The following is a 15,349-nucleotide window of genomic DNA, read 5'->3' on the forward strand; positions in this document are numbered from 1 at the left end:
GTCGCATATTGCCCCGCATCGCGATCCGGCTAGGGTTTGTCAAAGGGTTGGGATCGGGATGACAAAGATGGTGCTGTGGCTTTGTGTTGCACTGTTGGTTGGACTGGCGGCTTTCATTCGGCTGGCTCCGTCCGATCCCGTGACATGGCATGTCGCCCCGGTTGGTAACACGGACCGGAACATGAAAGGCGGCGTGGTGCGTGTGGTTGAAACCGGTCCGGAAGGGTTGGCGCGTTTCGATACCATTGCAAGGGCCGCTCCACGGACAACGGTTTTGGCTGGGTCGGTTGGTGATGGAATGGTGACATATGTCACCCGAACACCGACATTAGGGTTTCCCGATTACACAACGGCACAGCAAGACGGGGACATCCTGCGCATTCACGGCAGATTGCGGTTCGGGCGTTCAGATTTTGGGGTAAACCGGGTTCGTGTCGACCGTTGGTTGGCTTTGTTGCAGCCCTGAGGACAGGCACCCCTCTTGCACCTCGCGCCACATGGGGACGTTCAGTGACATCTGGCATTGGGCCATGAACATGCGGCCATCGACCTGCAGGCAGATCATCTCTCCAAGTTCGACTCGGGTGCCGGACTTATCGGTGCAATAACAATCCTGAACCTTGCCGCCGGGGCCGACCACATCGGCCATGGCAGGTGCCGCGCAGAGGGCAAGAACAAGCACGATCCGTTTCATGATTAACAGCTTAGCACAAGGCTTGCCCTTGACCAAAGCCCCCGGATGATAGACACCCCGCGCATGATCCCCGAAGAACGCCTTGAACAGATAACTCAGCGATTCCAGTACCTCGAAGCGGCCATGGCAGATGGCGCGTCGGGTGGCGATATTGCGGCATTGGCCAAGGAATATTCTGACCTCAAGCCGGTGGTTGATCAGATCATGGCCTGGAGACAGCTCGTGGCCGATCTGGCCGAGGCAAAGGTGATGCTGGCCGACCCCGACATGAAAGAACTGGCCGAGGAGGAAATCCCGGCGTTGCAGGCACGTATTCCCGACGCAGAGCACGCGTTACAACTGGCGTTGTTGCCGCGGGACGCAGCGGATGCGCGCCCGGCGATGTTGGAAATCCGCCCCGGTACAGGCGGGGATGAGGCCGCTTTGTTCGCCGGAGACCTGCTGCGCATGTATCAGCGCTATGCCGAAGCGCGGGGCTGGCAGTTCGAGATCATTGAGGAGCAAGCCTCCGATCTGGGCGGGATCAAGGAAGTGGTGGCCCATATCAAGGGGGATAACGTCTTTGCGCGCATGAAATACGAATCCGGTGTGCATCGGGTTCAGCGGGTTCCTGAAACCGAAAGCGGCGGGCGTATTCACACCTCGGCGGCGACGGTGGCTGTTTTGCCCGAGGCTGAGGACGTGGATATCCAGATTGACGCGGGTGACATCCGCATCGACACGATGCGGTCTTCCGGTGCTGGTGGTCAGCACGTGAACACCACCGACTCGGCCGTACGGATCACCCACCTGCCCAGCGGCATCGTGGTAACCAGTTCCGAGAAATCCCAGCACCGCAACCGCGAGATTGCGATGCAGGTGCTGAAAACGCGGCTTTACGATCTGGAGCGGCAGCGAATCGACAGCGAGCGTTCGGCGGATCGGGCCAGTCAGGTCGGCTCGGGCGACCGGTCCGAGCGGATCAGGACCTATAATTTCCCCCAAGGTCGCATGACGGATCACCGTATCAATCTGACTCTGTACAAGCTGGATCAGGTGATGCAGGGCGATCTGGACGAGGTGATCGATGCGCTGACCGCAGATGATCAGGCGCGGCTTCTGGCCGAGATGGCGCAATGACCGGGGCGCAGACTGCGGCGCAGGCGATGGTGGCGGCAACTGCCCGGCTGCGCGCGGCAGGCGTTGAAGATCCGGCGCGGGACGCGCGGCTGTTGCTTGCTCATGCGGCCCGGATCGAAGCCAGCCGGGTCACTCTGATCGCGCCCGAGGAGTTGTCGCCGGATATCGCCGAGCGCTATGACCAGCTGATCTCGCTTCGGGCCATACGCGTTCCGGTCTCGCACCTGTTGGGTGAGCGCGAGTTTTACGGCCGCCGGTTTCGCGTCAGCCGTGACGTTCTGGACCCGCGCCCCGAAACGGAAATATTGATCGAAGCGGCCCTGAGCGAACCTTTTGACCGGGTGTTGGATCTGGGGGTCGGGTCCGGGTGCATTCTGATCACGCTGCTGGCCGAGCGGCGCAGCGCAACCGGGGTTGGTGTCGACCTCAGCGAAGCCGCCTGTTTGCAGGCCAGCGCCAATGCGGTGCAGCATCAGGTGCAGGCCCGCATCGATGTCTGGCATTCCGACTGGTTTGGTGCGGTTGATGGCATGTTTGACCTAATCGTTTCGAACCCGCCTTATATCTCGCTTTCCGAAATGGAGGAACTTTCCCCCGAAGTACGCGAACATGAACCGCGACTAGCGTTGACAGATGAGGGCGACGGGCTAGATGCGTATCGTCGGATCGCGTCATCGGCCCCTGATTGTCTGTCGCGGGGCGGGCGTCTTCTGGTCGAAATCGGACCGACGCAGGCCAACTATGTGTCCGCGTTGTTTGATGCCGCCGGACTGGCTGAAATTCGTGTCATTCCCGATCTGGACGGGCGGGATCGGGTAATTGTCGCAAGAATGCCCGGTTAGGCCCGAAAACTGAGGCTGAAATGCGCCTGCGAAAGTAAAAAAGCTGCGAAATATCCGATAAACCCCTTGTCTGCGCGGGCAGGACATGCTTACTCAGAGTAGTCAGCGAGGCTGGCGCTTTTGCAGCGCACCCCTGACGCCAAGCCCAAAAAAGTCGATGACGCGGTACGGGACAAGCCTCTGAGCAGCGTAAGGTACGGGTTGATCGACAGCGAATGACAAGGCTGACGTAAAATAAGATGAGATCTTCAAAATCCCGCTCGCGGGCCAAGAATAACCGCAATCGCCCTTCTGGTGGTAACGTCGTAAACCGGGTTTTCGACAGTTCAGGCCCCGAGGGCAAGGTGCGTGGCACGCCGCAACAAATCATTGATAAGTACAATCAGCTGGCGCGTGACGCTCAGTTGTCCAACGACCGCGTGGCGGCCGAAAATTTCCAGCAGCACGCCGAGCATTATCTGCGCATGCTGAGCGAAGCGCAGCGCGAGATTGATGCGCGCCGCGAAGAGCAGGAGCGCCAGAATCGCGAGCGCCAGGCCGAACGCGATCGCGAACGCGCCGAACGTCAGGAACGTGAAGCTGCCCGCCAGGCAGACCCGGCCGAGGCGCCGCAGCCCGACGTGATGGATTTCGGTTCTGAGGAGGCAACGCCGGAATCGGGTCTGGTCGAGACGCCGGAAAGCAAAGAGGATGCGCCGGTCGCCGAAACGCCCGAGAAAAAGGAAAAACCCGCGCGCAAGCCAAGGGGCCGCAAGCCCAAGGCCGCGCCTGCAACAGCGGATGAAGCGCCTTCAAGTGAAGGCGACGCGCCGGAAGCGGCTGAGTAAGCGCTCGTATCGGTTGAGAAGAATCCCCGGGTTACGCCCGGGGTTTTTTGTTTCAGCCTTTGGAAACTTCACGCGCCAGCGCGCAGAAGGCTTCCAGAGGGACCTGTTCGGCCCGTTCCGTGGGCTGGATACCAGCAGCCAGCAGACGATCCTCGATATCCGGGGCCACGCCTTTCAGCGAGGCGCGCAGCATCTTACGGCGCTGGTTGAATGCGGCGGCGACCACGCGGGACAGTGTTGCGGCATTTGCCGGGTAACGCGGCTCGGGCAGGGCGGTCAGGTGGACAACTGCGCTTGAAACCTTGGGCGGCGGAGTAAACGCGCCGGGCGGCAGGGACATGGCGATACGCGCCTCGGCCCGCCACTGGGCCAGGATAGCGAGGCGGCCATAGGCCTTGCTTCCGGGTTGGGCGACGATACGCTCGGCCACTTCGCGCTGGAACATCAGAGTCAGGCTTTGCCAGAACGGCGGCCATTCGGGCGGTGTGAGCCACCGCACCAGCAGTTCGGTGCCGACATTGTAGGGCAGGTTGGCCGCGATGCGAATCGGCGGGGTCAGATGGGTCAGAGGGTCGATTTCCAGAGCGTCGCCATTGATCACCTCAAGCTTGCCGGGATAGGCGGCAGCGATGTCGTTCAGGGCGGCGATACAGCGCGTATCTTTTTCGACCGCGACGACCTTGCGCGCGCCTTCGGACAGCAGTCCACGGGTCAGTCCGCCGGGGCCCGGGCCGATTTCCAGCACATCGCATTGGGCCAGATCCCCGGCCTGACGGGCGATCTTCGCGGTCAGGTTCAGGTCGAGCAGAAAGTTCTGACCCAGCGACTTACGGGCCGAGAGCTGATGTGTCGCGATGACCTCGCGCAGAGGGGGGAGGGTGTCGATTGCGCTCATGATCCGACTACCGTGGCGCGGGTTGGTGGGTAAGCGCCAGAGATTTTTTGCCTCCGGCGGGGATATTTTCGACCAGGTGAAGGATCAAGGGGTTTGTGCCATCTGTTGGGCAAGTTTCAGGGCCTCGATCAGGCTTGTGGGATTGGCGATTCCTTTTCCGGCGATGTCCAGTGCGGTGCCGTGGTCAGGCGACGTGCGTATGAAGGGCAGGCCCAGCGTTACGTTTACGCCCTTGTCAAAATCCAGTGTCTTGATCGGGATCAGGGCCTGATCGTGATACATGGCGATTGCGGCATCGTATCGGGCGCGGGCGGCGGCGTGGAACATCGTGTCGGCCGGATGGGGGCCGGTGACGGTGTAGCCGTTGGTTGGCAGGTCTTTCAGAAGCGGCGCGATCCAGTCCAGTTCTTCCATTCCCATTTTGCCGCCTTCGCCAGCATGTGGATTGAGGCCCGCCACCGCGATACGGGGGTGTGCGATGCCGAATTGACGGCGCAGACCGTCAGCCGTGATGGCAATGGTGTCGCGCAACAAATCTGGCGTCAGTTCGGACGGCACGCGGGACAGCGGGATGTGGATCGTGGCGGGCACGACGCGCAGATTGGAACTGGCCAGCATCATCACCGCGCGTTCCTGACCGGCGAGGGCCGCCAGAAACTCGGTATGACCGGGGAAGGAAAACCCGGCCCCGTCGATCAGGGCCTTTTTGTGAATGGGCGCGGTGCACAGCGCCGAAGCCTCGCCCGAGCGCACGAGGTTGACGCCCAGTTCAATGGCATCGATGATCGACGGCGCATTGTCCGGATCGGGATGGCCCGGTCGGTTGGGCGCGGGAAATTCCATGTGCAGCACAGGCAGGGCCTCGGCGCTGACGGCTTGCGCCTGCGATGGTGCGCTTATTTTTCGGATCGGGGTGCCTTTGGGCAGGTGTGCAGCCTCGCCGATATAGAAAAACGGGCAGGCGCCGCGCAATTGGGACCATGCGCCAGCGGCGATTTCAGGGCTGATCCCGGCCGGTTCCCCGCAACTGAGCGCAATAGGTGCGGTCATTGCGAGATGATGGTGGCATCGGCCTTCATCTGTTCCAGAAGACTGTCGGCAAAGGCTTGCAGGCGCTGCTGGGTCAGGGCATTCGCAATGTCCTGGCGCGTCGTGTCCTCGCCCCTGTCCAGAGTGCGGGTGCACAGCATCAGGAACATCAGGGTCTGCCCGTTGTTGCGGGTGAGCGTTGTCGACACCTCGTTGTTGTCCAGCTTGGCCAGTTCCAGCGCAACATCGCGCGGGATTTCCGACGGGGCCGCAGAGACACGATCCAGTGCTGCAGCCGGCTGATCCTTCGCGATGCCATAAAGGTCGTCGCAGGTGTCGATCTCTTCCTTCAGCCTGTTGGCCCGGGCCAGGGTTTCCGCGCTGCGCCCGCCGGGCAGGTAATACGCGGCATAGTCGATCTCGGAATAACGGGGCGCGGCGGTCGAAACCTCGCGAACGCCGCGCATCTGGAACAGGGCGACAGCATTGGGCAGCGACAGCGGCGCGGTGATTTCGCCGTTCTTGAGGCCCAGAAGCACCGGTTGCAGGGCCGGGGGCAGGTCGGTCAGGCCCAGCCATTCCAGCCTGCCGCCATTATCACGGGTAGCGGCGGCTGAGTACTGTGTGGCGGCGGCGGAGAAGGCGTCATAGCCTTCGAGTTTCGAGATTTCGTCAGCCAGGACCTGGGCCTGAGGCAGAGTTTGCGGGGTCACCGGGATGATGATTTCAGACAGCAGAACCTGCAGGCCGCCATTGCCGCCTTGTCCCAGTGCGCGGTTGATCTCGTCTTCCGAAGGGCGGGATTGGGAAAGAAAGCGTGTGCTGATGAACTCGCGCCAAGCCAGCTGGTTGGCGACCAGATCCCGCACGGTTTCGCGATCGACCCCTTCATTTTTGAGGGCATTGAGGAATTCGTCGGACGACAGCTGACCGCGGGATGCGAATTCGTCGATACCGACCTCAATGTCTTCGGGTGTTGCCGTGATGCCGGCATCCCGCAAGGCCTGGTTGCGCAGGCTGTCTTCGATCAAGGCTTCGCGCACCTCTTGGTCTGAACTGCCGGGAACGCCCAGAACGGTCAGCAATTGCTGGCGTTGCTGCAACTCGTACCAGGTGATGATGTCCTGGTTGACGCGGATCGCCGGCGAGAACAGGCTTTGGGCCGAGATCTGCCCGGCTGCGAGCGTGATGACCGCGGCAGCAAGCGCCGGAATGGCCCGCCTGATCCAGCCGGAACGAATAAACCTTGAGAAACCTGATATCAGCTGCATGATCTTTTGTACTTCTTACCGCCGCCGTCGATGGCGTAACCTGTCAGGGCAACGGTAAACCCGAATTCCGTCGAAGGCTCAATACTTGATGTTGATGTGAAGCGTCGGCTGACGCTCATGTTAACCTGAACACATTCGTTCTGATAGGTCAGCCCAAACCCGTACCGGATCGGTTCGTCTTCGCTGAGGTCATAGCGCGCCTCGGCGCGGGTCAACCAGTTCTCGTCTATTCTGTAGCGCCCGTTCACCCAGAATTCTGAGATTTCGTCATCCACGTTCTCGTCCGGGTCCGGCTCCTGCCAGACATAGCTGCCGACGATTGCATCGTCACCGCGCGCCCATTGACCACGCAGTTCGGCTTTTGCAAAGCTGAAATCGCCGTTGATCAGGCCGCGCCCGCCAATGGACCAGCCCTTGACCGTGTCTACCTGCCCGGCAATCAGCAAATCGGAAGACGTGCCCTGAAGACCGGATGTCAGGTTGAAGGCCGGGTCGGCATCGGCGCGGAAAACCTGACCTATCGTTGCCAATGCACGTGAGCCATTGATGCCGTACCGCGCCCAGTTGACGCCCACAACGCCGGTCGGTCCGTCTTCACGGCGATCGACTGCGGGAAAGCGGGACAGGGAAAGCAGATCACCCTGATCGAATTCCTGAAATGTACTTTCGTCAATCGGCACGTCATTGGTCGACACATGGGTCCACCCGACCTGAGCGATGGGTTCCAGCACCTGCGAGGCACCGGATGCTTCGCGGCGCTGCATCGGATAGCGCAGCGTCATTGCCGCACGAGGAGTGAGCCGGTTGACGTTATCTGCGAAATTGCTGTCGTGCCGGATGTTGAACCTGTCCACCGACGCACCGAACTGAGCGTCAGCCCGTAATCCGGTGGCGAATATCCAGCTGCGCAGCCACTCGGCGTCAACGGTGGCGCGCGCCACATCGCGCCCGGTGACATCGGCATCGCTGGTACGCTCGTATGCATGGCTGAGAAAAGACAGGCGGACTTCGCCTCCAACACTTTGGGGGAAGTATCGTTTCTGGTAGTTCAGGTCGAAAATCCGCGACGGGATTTCATCCTGATCTTCGCTGTCACGTAGCGTTTTGTAGTGGATCAGGCTGGTCCTGAAGGCCGTATCCCGTTTGATCCGCTCAAGCGCGACTTCGCTGCGCAGGCGGTCATAATTGGGCAGGCCGTAATCCGCCAGATAGCCGTCGTCAGACGTGGTGTTGATGCTGAACAGGAACCGGAAGTCGTTCTTCAAGAGAAAAAAGCCATTTGCGAACAGATAGCCGCGATCCTGGTTCGGCTGTATGTCGTCGCGCGTGTAGGCCCCTTCGATGTTGATGCGGCCTGTTTTGAACGCTTGCCGGTACCGGTAGCCCAGCGTTCGTGTGCCCGAAGACAGGTAAGGGGTCAGGGTCAGGTCCTTGTGGTCACCGAGCTTGAAGAAATACGGCACCTGAACGCCGGTCCCAAGCTGCGATGTGGTTCGAATGGACGGTACAAGAAACCCTGTCGCGCGTTCCAGTGTTGGATCCGGCAGGCGCAAATACGGAAAGTAGAAGACAGGGAAATCCAGCACACGGAACTGTGCGCCTTCGAAATACAACTGCCGCTCCAACTGGTCGTGCGTGACCTTGCGGGCGCGAATCTGCCACAGTGGCGCACGACCGTTGGCACAAACATGGCAGGACGTGGCCGAGACCTTGCTGAGTTGCGTGTATCGACCAGCGGCGCGGCGCGCCTCGACCGAGGCGATCTGGGTCTGTTGGTCGAACACCATACGCGCGCCGATCAAAAGACCATTCTGGATACCGTTGTCCAGTTCTGCCGAATCGGCAAGAATCGTGGTGCGGCCCTCCTGATCGATCCGGATCGGACCCTGCAGTTCGAGCGAACCGGTTTCACGATCATAGATGATGCTGCTGGCCGTCAGTTTGATGTCGCCCTGAAACGCCTCGACATTGCCTTCGGCGATCAGCTTGCGATCCGGAGTGATAAAGATCTTGTCTGCGACCAGAAGGGCCGGAAGGTCCTGCGATTCAGCCGCTTGTCCGGCATCTGGTACAGGCGCGGACTGCGCTGTGGCGATAGCTGGCGCGCTGTGGATCAGCGCACCGGACAGCAACAAGGGTAGCAAGTGCCGCATCAGCCGTCCTCCGCGTGCAGCAACAGGCCCAGCGACAAAAGCAGCGCCGCAAAGGGTGGCGCCCAGGCCGAGACGTAGACCGGCAATTGTCCGTTTTCCCCCAGGATTTGTGCAAAATTACGGATGAAATACATGGCAAAGCCCAGTAGTACGGCGGTCAGCACAGCGATGCCTGTGCCGCCGAAACGCACGTGGCGCATGGTAAAGGCGGCGCCGATGAGGACCATCGAGACCAGAAAGAAGGGCCGCGCGAGCTCGGATTGCAGCCAGACCTCATATTGCTTTGTCGAAAACCCGGCCTCTCCCAGATCGTTGATCAGTTGCGGCAGATCATAGACTGAGACCGAGTCCTGCTGACCCAGCGAATCCAGGATGCGTTGCCGGGTCAGAGACGTGGGCAGGTCCAGCCGGTCATGCGTCACCGCATTCAATTCGGGGTTTTCGTCATCTTTTAGGGACCAGATCTTGGCGTCCTGCAGGACCCATCTGCCATCTTCCAGCCGGGCTTCGTCTGCAATGATCTGTTGTGTCGGTTTGCCGTTTTGACCAAAGGTGATGATCGTGACACCAGTCAGATGCAGGATGTCGTCATTCTCGGTGCCCTGCGCGTGAATGACCGATTGCCCGTCCTCCGCCCCTTGCCGCAGCCACAGGCCATCACGGCTGATGGACAGGGTCGAACGGCCGTCGTTACGGTAGCTGTCCGCCAGACGCCGGTATTCTTCGGACGTTGCCGCAGCGATCGGGTTCAGCAGGGCCACGGCCAGAGCTCCGATAATCAGCGCCAGAACGACCGGCGCAGCCAGAGCGCGGATGCCGGACCGCCCGGTTGCACGGGTCACAACCAGTTCTGAACTGCGGGCCAGGCCAATGAACAGGGCAATGGTCGACAGAATGATCAGCAAAGGCAACATCTCGCTGATGGCCGCAGGCGTGTTCAGCAAAGTCAGCTGAAGCAGGCGCCCAAAAGACAGGTTGGAATCGTCAAAACGGCGGATCTGTTCGATCAGATCGATCAGAATCATCAGTGTCAGAAAAATGCCGCCAATGACCAGAAAACTTTGCAGGAATCTGCGGGCGAAATAGCGGTCGAGGATCACGACAACGCCCTCATCAGCCCGAAAAAGCAAGGGGCCGGGCCGAATTTGCCGGAACGTGATTTTCTGCGCGACGGCTTGTGCCTGCCGTTTGGTGCCAAGTCTTGTCCCCTGATGCCTGTCGGTTCTTTTTGCGGGACTTTAATGCAAATGATGGCTGGGGAAAACTGCTATCTGGTCAAGCCGCGCGGTGCGGGCTAGGTCTTGGGGAACAGATTTTGAGGAGTTTGCAATGAGCAGTCTGGTTCCGGTCCGTTTTCAGGCCTTCGATGTGGATGCAATGGCGCAGGCCGAGGGGCGCGTGGCGATCATCATCACGTCAGAGGGGAAAATGGGCCCAGCCGCCCGCCGCGCCAATCGCCTGACACGTGGTGCGGTTGCGCGACTGGTTGAAAGCGAGAAGTTCGGCAAGGCCAAAACCGGGGACGTCATCTCGCTGGGCTGGCCGGGCGGGATGGCAGCGGAAGCGCTGGATGTTCTGGTTCTGCCGCGCCGGCCCGAGCGGGCCGAGGCGCGCAAGGCGGGTGCGGCACTCGCCAAGCTGGCAGGGGGCAAGGATCTGCTGGTGATGGCGGCCAATCAGCTGCGGTGCGAAGATCTGGCCATGGGTATCGCGTTGCGCAGTTACGATTTCGATGCGCACAAGACCAAGGACGCGGAGGAACCTGGCACCGTCACCATCAGCCACGGCAAGCATGACGAGGTCGAGGCCGCCTTTGCGCCGCTTTATGCCGTGGCCGACGGCGTGCGGATGACCCGTGACCTGACCAACGAACCTGCCAACGTATTGACCACAACCGAGTTCGCCGATCGTCTGAAAGAGATGGAGGCGCTGGGGCTCGAGGTCGAGGTTCTTGAAGAAGACAAGCTGGCCGAGTTGGGAATGCGCACATTGCTGAGCGTCGGACAGGGGTCCGACAGCCCTTCGAAAGTGGTGGTGATGCAGTGGAACGGGGGCGACAAGGACGATGCGCCGCTGGCGCTGGTCGGCAAGGGCGTCGTGTTCGACACGGGCGGCATTTCGTTGAAGCCCGCCGGTGGCATGGAAGACATGACGATGGACATGGGCGGCGCGGGCGTTGTGGCGGGCACCATGCGGGCGCTGGCAAAACGCAAAGCAAAGGCCAATGTCGTCGGGCTGGTGGGGCTGGTCGAAAACATGCCCTCGGGCAATGCCACGCGGCCCGGTGACGTGATCACCTCGATGAAGGGCGATACGGTCGAGATCATCAATACCGACGCCGAGGGGCGGTTGGTTCTGTGTGATGTGATGTGGTACGCGCAGGAACGGTTCCGGCCCGTTGGCATGGTCGATCTGGCCACGTTGACAGGTGCGATCATCATCGGTCTTGGACATGAAAATGCCGGTGTATTCTCGAACAACGACACGTTCTGCGATGCGTTCCTGAAATCTGCCGGGGCCGAGGATGAGGGCGCGTGGCGGCTGCCGCTGGGCGAGGCCTATGACAAACAGTTGAAATCACGCATTGCGGATATGAAAAACGTGGGCGGACGGCCTGCGGGTTCAATCACTGCGGCGCAGTTCCTGCAACGGTTTGTCAAGGAAGAGACGCCGTGGATTCATCTGGACATTGCCGGTGTTGCCTCGGTTTCAACCGAGACGTCTTACGCTCCCAAGGGGGCCACGGGCTGGGGCGTGCGCGCACTGAGCCGGTTCGTGCAAGACAATTTCGAGTAATCGGATGGGGGCTGTCTATTTCTATCACCTGACCCGGCAGCCTTTGGAGCAGACCCTGTCGGTGCTGCTTGAAAAGGCGCGGCAGGCCGGGTGGCGGATTGCCGTGCGGGGGACCGATCCCGCGCGGATGGACTGGCTGGATGAAAAACTGTGGCTTGGCCCCGAGGAGGGGTTCCTGCCGCATGGTCGGGAAGGCGGGCCGCATGACGCGGCACAGCCCATCCTGCTGACCACCACGGCGGATGCCGCAAATGACCCATCCTGTGTGATGGCGGTGGATGGCGCGCCGGTCGAGGCCGACGAGGTTGCCGAGTTGGAACGGGTGTGCATCCTGTTCGATGGCAACGACGAACAGGCCGTTCAGCACGCACGGGGGCAGTGGAAAGCGCTGACCGCAGCAGGATGCTCGGCGCAATACTGGTCCGAGGCGTCGGGGCGGTGGGAAAAGAAGGCCGAGGCCTGATTTTCGAAAACAAGTCAGGAGAGTGACGGATGAAAACCAAGCCTCTGGGCCGTACGGGCATCATGGTGTCGGACCTGTGTCTGGGCACGATGACGTTTGGCACGCAAACTTCAGAACCCGAGGGGCATGCGCAGATCGACCTGGCGTTGGATGCCGGGGTCAATTTTGTGGATGCGGCCGAGATGTATCCGGTAAACCCGGTCTCGAAGGAAACGGTCGGGCGGACCGAGGAAATTCTTGGTAACTGGAATACCGCAAACCGGTCACGACGGGGCGACTATGTGTTGGCCACCAAGCATTCCGGCGCGGGGTTTGCCCACGCCCGCGACGGCGCGCCAATCACCGGGCAGACCATCCCCGAGGCCATCGAAGGCTCGCTGCGGCGGTTGCAAACGGATTGCATCGACCTCTATCAGTTTCACTGGCCCAATCGCGGCAGCTACATGTTTCGGCAGAACTGGGATTATGCGCCATCGGGGCAGAATACCGGAGAAGTTCTGGAGAACATGCAGGAGTGCCTTTTGGCACTGCAGGCGCAGGTGGACAAGGGCAATATCCGCGCATTCGGCCTGTCGAACGAAAGCGCCTGGGGCACGGCACAGTGGCTGCGGCTGGCCGAACAGACAGGCGCGCCACGGGTCGCGTCTGTACAAAACGAGTATTCGCTGCTCTGCCGCCACTTCGACACCGACCTGGGCGAGTTGAGCGTACACGAGGATGTGGGCCTGATGGCATTTTCCCCTTTGGCCGCAGGGTTCCTGACTGGCAAATACCAGAATGGGGCCGTGCCGGCCGGATCGCGCATGTCGCTGGTGCCCGCAATGGGGGGACGCAAGTCCGCGCGTGTCTTTGACGCAGTGACGGCCTACCTCGAGATCGCGGATCGCCACGGGTTGGACCCGGTTCACATGGCGCTGGCCTGGTGCCGGACCCGACCTTTCATGATGTCAGCCATCTTCGGGGCCACGAGCGTCGTGCAGCTGGAGCATATTCTGCGCGGTGCCGATCTTGAATTGTCGACGGACGTTCTGGCCGAGATAAATCAAGCGCACCGGGCCCATCCGATGCCGTTCTAGGGGCGCAGCCCCCGTCGCCAGCAGTGTCTTCCTCGAGGTCTTTCTGAACAATTGACTGGTTTGGTCAGTTTTGGTCAGTGATGCGTGGGCTGGGTCCGGTCTTGCCTCAGGTCACGGGCCGAGAGGCCGTGGGCCGTACGGAAGGCGCGGGCAAAGCTGGATTGTGAGGCGAAGCCGGTGGCCAGGGCCACATCCATCAGTGGCATGTCCGTGTCGGTAACAAGGCGGCGCGCCTCGGCCAGGCGCAATTGCAGGTAGTGGTCCTGCGGCGTGGTGTTCAGGCGCAGACGGAACTGTTGTTGCAGGGTGCGGGGACTGGTGCCCAGACGGTCGGCGATATAGGCCAGCGGCAGTGGTTCGTCGAGCGAGGATTCCATCAGCGAATTGGCGCGGGCGGTCAGGGCAGAATGGCGATGCGGTGCGCCGGTGCGGCTTTGGGGTTTCGAAGGTTGCGGCGCGCCTTCGTAGAGGAACAGGCCCGATACGCGCGCGGCGAAGCCCGCGCCATGGCGGGCGGCTATGACGTGAAGCATCATCTCGACTGCGGGAATCGCACCACCCGAAGTCAGGCGGCCTTCTGACACGGTGAAACGGTCCGGGCGGACGTCGACTTCAGGGAACCGCGCGGCGAAGCTGCTGAGGTCTTCCCAATGCGTTGTGGCAGGGTGGCCGTTGAGCAGACCGGCTTCGGCCAGCAGCCACGGTCCGCCATCGATACCGGCCATGGTGGCGCCGGTGCCGGCAATGCGGCGCAGGCCAGCCAGCAGACTGGGCGTGGCATGGCGGGCGAGCTGGAACCCGGCGACGACAATCATCAACTCGCAGCTTTGCAGCCGGGCCAGGGGGATCCCGGGCACCTGCAGGGCGCTGGTTAGCATTGCAGGTTCAGCCGTTGCGGTGACGTAATCCCAGTCAAAGGCCGGGCGGTCTGCCAGACGGTTGGCCGCGCGCATTGGATCAACGGCCGAAGCGAAGCTGAGCGTGTTGCATTCGCCCAGCACAAGTACCGCCGTTTTTAGGGCGTGATGTTCGGGCTGAAGTATGTTTTTTGCGGATTTCATCAAGTTCGATTCGCATTATGGCAAGTGTTTTCCCAAGGCTGCGTCAGAGTCGGCAGCAACGCAAATCAGAATCCGGGGAAAAGCCTGGGGAAAACCCAAGGTGAATCCGGGTATAACTTGGGGAAAACGCAATGCCTCTGGAAATGAACCGCGAAGTCTTCATCACCTGTGCTGTCACCGGATCGGGCGGGACGCAGGATCGCAGCCCGCATGTGCCGCGCTCGCCCAAGCAGATCGCCGAAAGTGCGATTGCCGCTGCCAAGGCTGGCGCAGCGGTGGTGCATTGCCACGTGCGCGACCCGGAAACTGGCGCACCATCGCGTGACCTGGCCCTTTATCGCGAGGTCACCGACCGCATTCGCGATGCCGAGGTTGATGCGGTCCTGAACCTGACCGCCGGCATGGGCGGAGACATCGTGTTTGGCGGGATTGAGAACCCGTTCCCTGTCAATGAAGCCGCAACGGACATGATCGGTGCGTCCGAGCGTGTGGCGCATGTTGCAGAGTGTCTGCCGGAAATCTGCACGCTGGACTGCGGCACCATGAACTTTGCCGAAGCCGATTACGTCATGACAAACACGCCCGGTGCGTTGCGCGCGATGGGCAAGATGATGACGGACCTGGGCGTGAAGCCGGAAATCGAGGCGTTTGACACCGGCCATCTGTGGTTTGCCAAGCAACTGGTCAAGGAAGGTATTCTGGAACCCAACGCCCTGGTCCAGCTGTGCATGGGCGTCCCGTGGGGCGCGCCGGACGATCTGAACACATTCATGGCGATGGTGAACAATGTGCCGGATGACTGGACCTTCAGCGCGTTCTCGCTGGGACGAAACGAGATGCCGTTTGTTGCCGCCTCGGTTTTGGCGGGCGGCAATGTACGCGTCGGGCTGGAAGACAATCTGTGGCTGGAGAAAGGCGTGCTTGCCGAGAACTGGCAGTTGGTGGAGCGCGCGGGCAACATCATCGAAAACATGGGTGCACGGGTGATCGGACCGCAGGAAGTGCGTGAAAAGCTTGGGCTGGTCAAGCGGGCTCCGGTAGCGAAGTGAGAACGGAGCGGTACTTGGGGGCCAGCCCCCAAACCCCCGGAGTATTTAGAAAAAGATGAAATATGCGCGTTCAA

At 61.1% G+C, this 15,349-nt stretch carries 15 protein-coding genes; 8 read left to right on the forward strand and 7 right to left on the reverse strand.

Annotation, left to right across the window (positions count from 1 at the left end; genetic code table 11):
• Positions 1-58 precede the first annotated feature (58 nt).
• Entirely contained in the window at positions 59-466 is a 408-nt protein-coding gene (locus AC2FIR_RS01785; RefSeq protein ID WP_496743834.1) for a DUF1499 domain-containing protein, read from the forward strand.
• Here the strand turns inward: AC2FIR_RS01785 and AC2FIR_RS01790 are convergent.
• Positions 407-694: a hypothetical protein gene (locus tag AC2FIR_RS01790; protein WP_496743836.1), complete on the reverse strand. Its 288-nt coding sequence runs from the start codon at positions 692-694 to the stop codon at positions 407-409. The genes AC2FIR_RS01785 and AC2FIR_RS01790 overlap by 60 nt on opposite strands.
• Positions 695-757: 63 nt before the next feature.
• On the opposite strand from AC2FIR_RS01790, the gene prfA reads away from it, so the two are divergent.
• The 3 genes from prfA to AC2FIR_RS01805 all read left to right on the forward strand — a co-directional run bounded on the left by prfA (position 758) and on the right by AC2FIR_RS01805 (position 3,482).
• Entirely contained in the window at positions 758-1,813 is a 1,056-nt protein-coding gene (gene prfA / locus AC2FIR_RS01795) for a peptide chain release factor 1 (protein WP_496744203.1), read from the forward strand.
• Positions 1,810-2,655: a peptide chain release factor N(5)-glutamine methyltransferase gene (prmC, locus tag AC2FIR_RS01800; RefSeq protein WP_496743838.1), complete on the forward strand. Its 846-nt coding sequence runs from the start codon at positions 1,810-1,812 to the stop codon at positions 2,653-2,655. Before prfA ends, prmC begins: the two co-directional genes overlap by 4 nt.
• A 239-nt stretch (positions 2,656-2,894) precedes the next feature.
• Complete coding sequence (locus tag AC2FIR_RS01805; protein WP_480811686.1) at positions 2,895-3,482, forward strand: DUF4167 domain-containing protein; 588 nt, start codon at positions 2,895-2,897, stop codon at positions 3,480-3,482.
• Positions 3,483-3,534: 52 nt separating this feature from the next.
• On the opposite strand, the gene rsmA is transcribed toward AC2FIR_RS01805, so the two are convergent.
• The 5 genes from rsmA to lptG all read right to left on the reverse strand — a co-directional run bounded on the left by rsmA (position 3,535) and on the right by lptG (position 9,930).
• Complete coding sequence (rsmA, locus tag AC2FIR_RS01810) at positions 3,535-4,377, reverse strand: 16S rRNA (adenine(1518)-N(6)/adenine(1519)-N(6))-dimethyltransferase RsmA (protein WP_496743841.1); 843 nt, start codon at positions 4,375-4,377, stop codon at positions 3,535-3,537.
• An 84-nt stretch (positions 4,378-4,461) separates the two neighbouring features.
• A complete protein-coding gene (gene pdxA, locus AC2FIR_RS01815; protein WP_496743843.1) occupies positions 4,462-5,427 on the reverse strand; it encodes a 4-hydroxythreonine-4-phosphate dehydrogenase PdxA in 966 nt (321 codons plus the stop codon).
• Positions 5,424-6,677 carry a peptidylprolyl isomerase gene (locus AC2FIR_RS01820; protein WP_496743845.1) on the reverse strand — a complete coding sequence of 418 codons (1,254 nt, stop codon included), beginning with the start codon at positions 6,675-6,677 and terminating at the stop codon, positions 5,424-5,426. Before AC2FIR_RS01820 ends, pdxA begins: the two co-directional genes overlap by 4 nt.
• Complete coding sequence (locus AC2FIR_RS01825) at positions 6,668-8,830, reverse strand: LPS-assembly protein LptD (RefSeq protein WP_496743847.1); 2,163 nt, start codon at positions 8,828-8,830, stop codon at positions 6,668-6,670. Before AC2FIR_RS01825 ends, AC2FIR_RS01820 begins: the two co-directional genes overlap by 10 nt.
• Positions 8,830-9,930, reverse strand: a complete 1,101-nt coding sequence (lptG, locus tag AC2FIR_RS01830) for an LPS export ABC transporter permease LptG (RefSeq protein WP_170610609.1) — start codon at positions 9,928-9,930, stop codon at positions 8,830-8,832. Before lptG ends, AC2FIR_RS01825 begins: the two co-directional genes overlap by 1 nt.
• A gap of 229 nt (positions 9,931-10,159) precedes the next feature.
• Between lptG and AC2FIR_RS01835 the strand changes: the two genes are divergently transcribed.
• Genes AC2FIR_RS01835 through AC2FIR_RS01845 form a run of 3 tightly spaced genes read left to right on the forward strand, consistent with a single transcriptional unit; the run spans position 10,160 to position 13,165 of the window.
• On the forward strand, positions 10,160-11,626 hold the full coding sequence (locus AC2FIR_RS01835) for a leucyl aminopeptidase (RefSeq protein ID WP_496743849.1): 1,467 nt from the start codon (positions 10,160-10,162) through the stop codon (positions 11,624-11,626).
• Positions 11,627-11,630: 4 nt separating this feature from the next.
• Positions 11,631-12,089 carry a DNA polymerase III subunit chi gene (locus AC2FIR_RS01840; protein ID WP_496743851.1) on the forward strand — a complete coding sequence of 153 codons (459 nt, stop codon included), beginning with the start codon at positions 11,631-11,633 and terminating at the stop codon, positions 12,087-12,089.
• A gap of 29 nt (positions 12,090-12,118) precedes the next feature.
• Complete coding sequence (locus tag AC2FIR_RS01845) at positions 12,119-13,165, forward strand: aldo/keto reductase (RefSeq protein WP_496743853.1); 1,047 nt, start codon at positions 12,119-12,121, stop codon at positions 13,163-13,165.
• Between the two features lie 74 nt (positions 13,166-13,239).
• On the opposite strand, the gene AC2FIR_RS01850 is transcribed toward AC2FIR_RS01845, so the two are convergent.
• On the reverse strand, positions 13,240-14,226 hold the full coding sequence (locus AC2FIR_RS01850) for a GlxA family transcriptional regulator (protein ID WP_496743855.1): 987 nt from the start codon (positions 14,224-14,226) through the stop codon (positions 13,240-13,242).
• Between the two features lie 131 nt (positions 14,227-14,357).
• On the opposite strand from AC2FIR_RS01850, the gene bcoG reads away from it, so the two are divergent.
• Positions 14,358-15,275, forward strand: a complete 918-nt coding sequence (gene bcoG / locus AC2FIR_RS01855) for a 3-dehydrocarnitine:acetyl-CoA trimethylamine transferase BcoG (RefSeq protein WP_170619157.1) — start codon at positions 14,358-14,360, stop codon at positions 15,273-15,275.
• The last annotated feature ends 74 nt before the right edge of the window (positions 15,276-15,349 follow it).

The organism is Ruegeria sp. CDSB136 (assembly GCF_059610965.1).

What these genes read in the sequence shown, in the direction of transcription:
- AC2FIR_RS01785 (WP_496743834.1), top strand. Translation starts at nt 59, where the DNA reads ATGACAAAGATGGTGCTGTGGCTTTGTGTTGCACTGTTGGTTGGACTG.
- AC2FIR_RS01790 (WP_496743836.1), bottom strand. Translation starts at nt 694, where the DNA reads ATGAAACGGATCGTGCTTGTTCTTGCCCTCTGCGCGGCACCTGCCATG.
- prfA (WP_496744203.1), top strand. Translation starts at nt 758, where the DNA reads ATGATCCCCGAAGAACGCCTTGAACAGATAACTCAGCGATTCCAGTAC.
- prmC (WP_496743838.1), top strand. Translation starts at nt 1,810, where the DNA reads ATGACCGGGGCGCAGACTGCGGCGCAGGCGATGGTGGCGGCAACTGCC.
- AC2FIR_RS01805 (WP_480811686.1), top strand. Translation starts at nt 2,895, where the DNA reads ATGAGATCTTCAAAATCCCGCTCGCGGGCCAAGAATAACCGCAATCGC.
- rsmA (WP_496743841.1), bottom strand. Translation starts at nt 4,377, where the DNA reads ATGAGCGCAATCGACACCCTCCCCCCTCTGCGCGAGGTCATCGCGACA.
- pdxA (WP_496743843.1), bottom strand. Translation starts at nt 5,427, where the DNA reads ATGACCGCACCTATTGCGCTCAGTTGCGGGGAACCGGCCGGGATCAGC.
- AC2FIR_RS01820 (WP_496743845.1), bottom strand. Translation starts at nt 6,677, where the DNA reads ATGCAGCTGATATCAGGTTTCTCAAGGTTTATTCGTTCCGGCTGGATC.
- AC2FIR_RS01825 (WP_496743847.1), bottom strand. Translation starts at nt 8,830, where the DNA reads ATGCGGCACTTGCTACCCTTGTTGCTGTCCGGTGCGCTGATCCACAGC.
- AC2FIR_RS01835 (WP_496743849.1), top strand. Translation starts at nt 10,160, where the DNA reads ATGAGCAGTCTGGTTCCGGTCCGTTTTCAGGCCTTCGATGTGGATGCA.
- AC2FIR_RS01840 (WP_496743851.1), top strand. Translation starts at nt 11,631, where the DNA reads ATGGGGGCTGTCTATTTCTATCACCTGACCCGGCAGCCTTTGGAGCAG.
- AC2FIR_RS01845 (WP_496743853.1), top strand. Translation starts at nt 12,119, where the DNA reads ATGAAAACCAAGCCTCTGGGCCGTACGGGCATCATGGTGTCGGACCTG.
- AC2FIR_RS01850 (WP_496743855.1), bottom strand. Translation starts at nt 14,226, where the DNA reads ATGAAATCCGCAAAAAACATACTTCAGCCCGAACATCACGCCCTAAAA.
- bcoG (WP_170619157.1), top strand. Translation starts at nt 14,358, where the DNA reads ATGCCTCTGGAAATGAACCGCGAAGTCTTCATCACCTGTGCTGTCACC.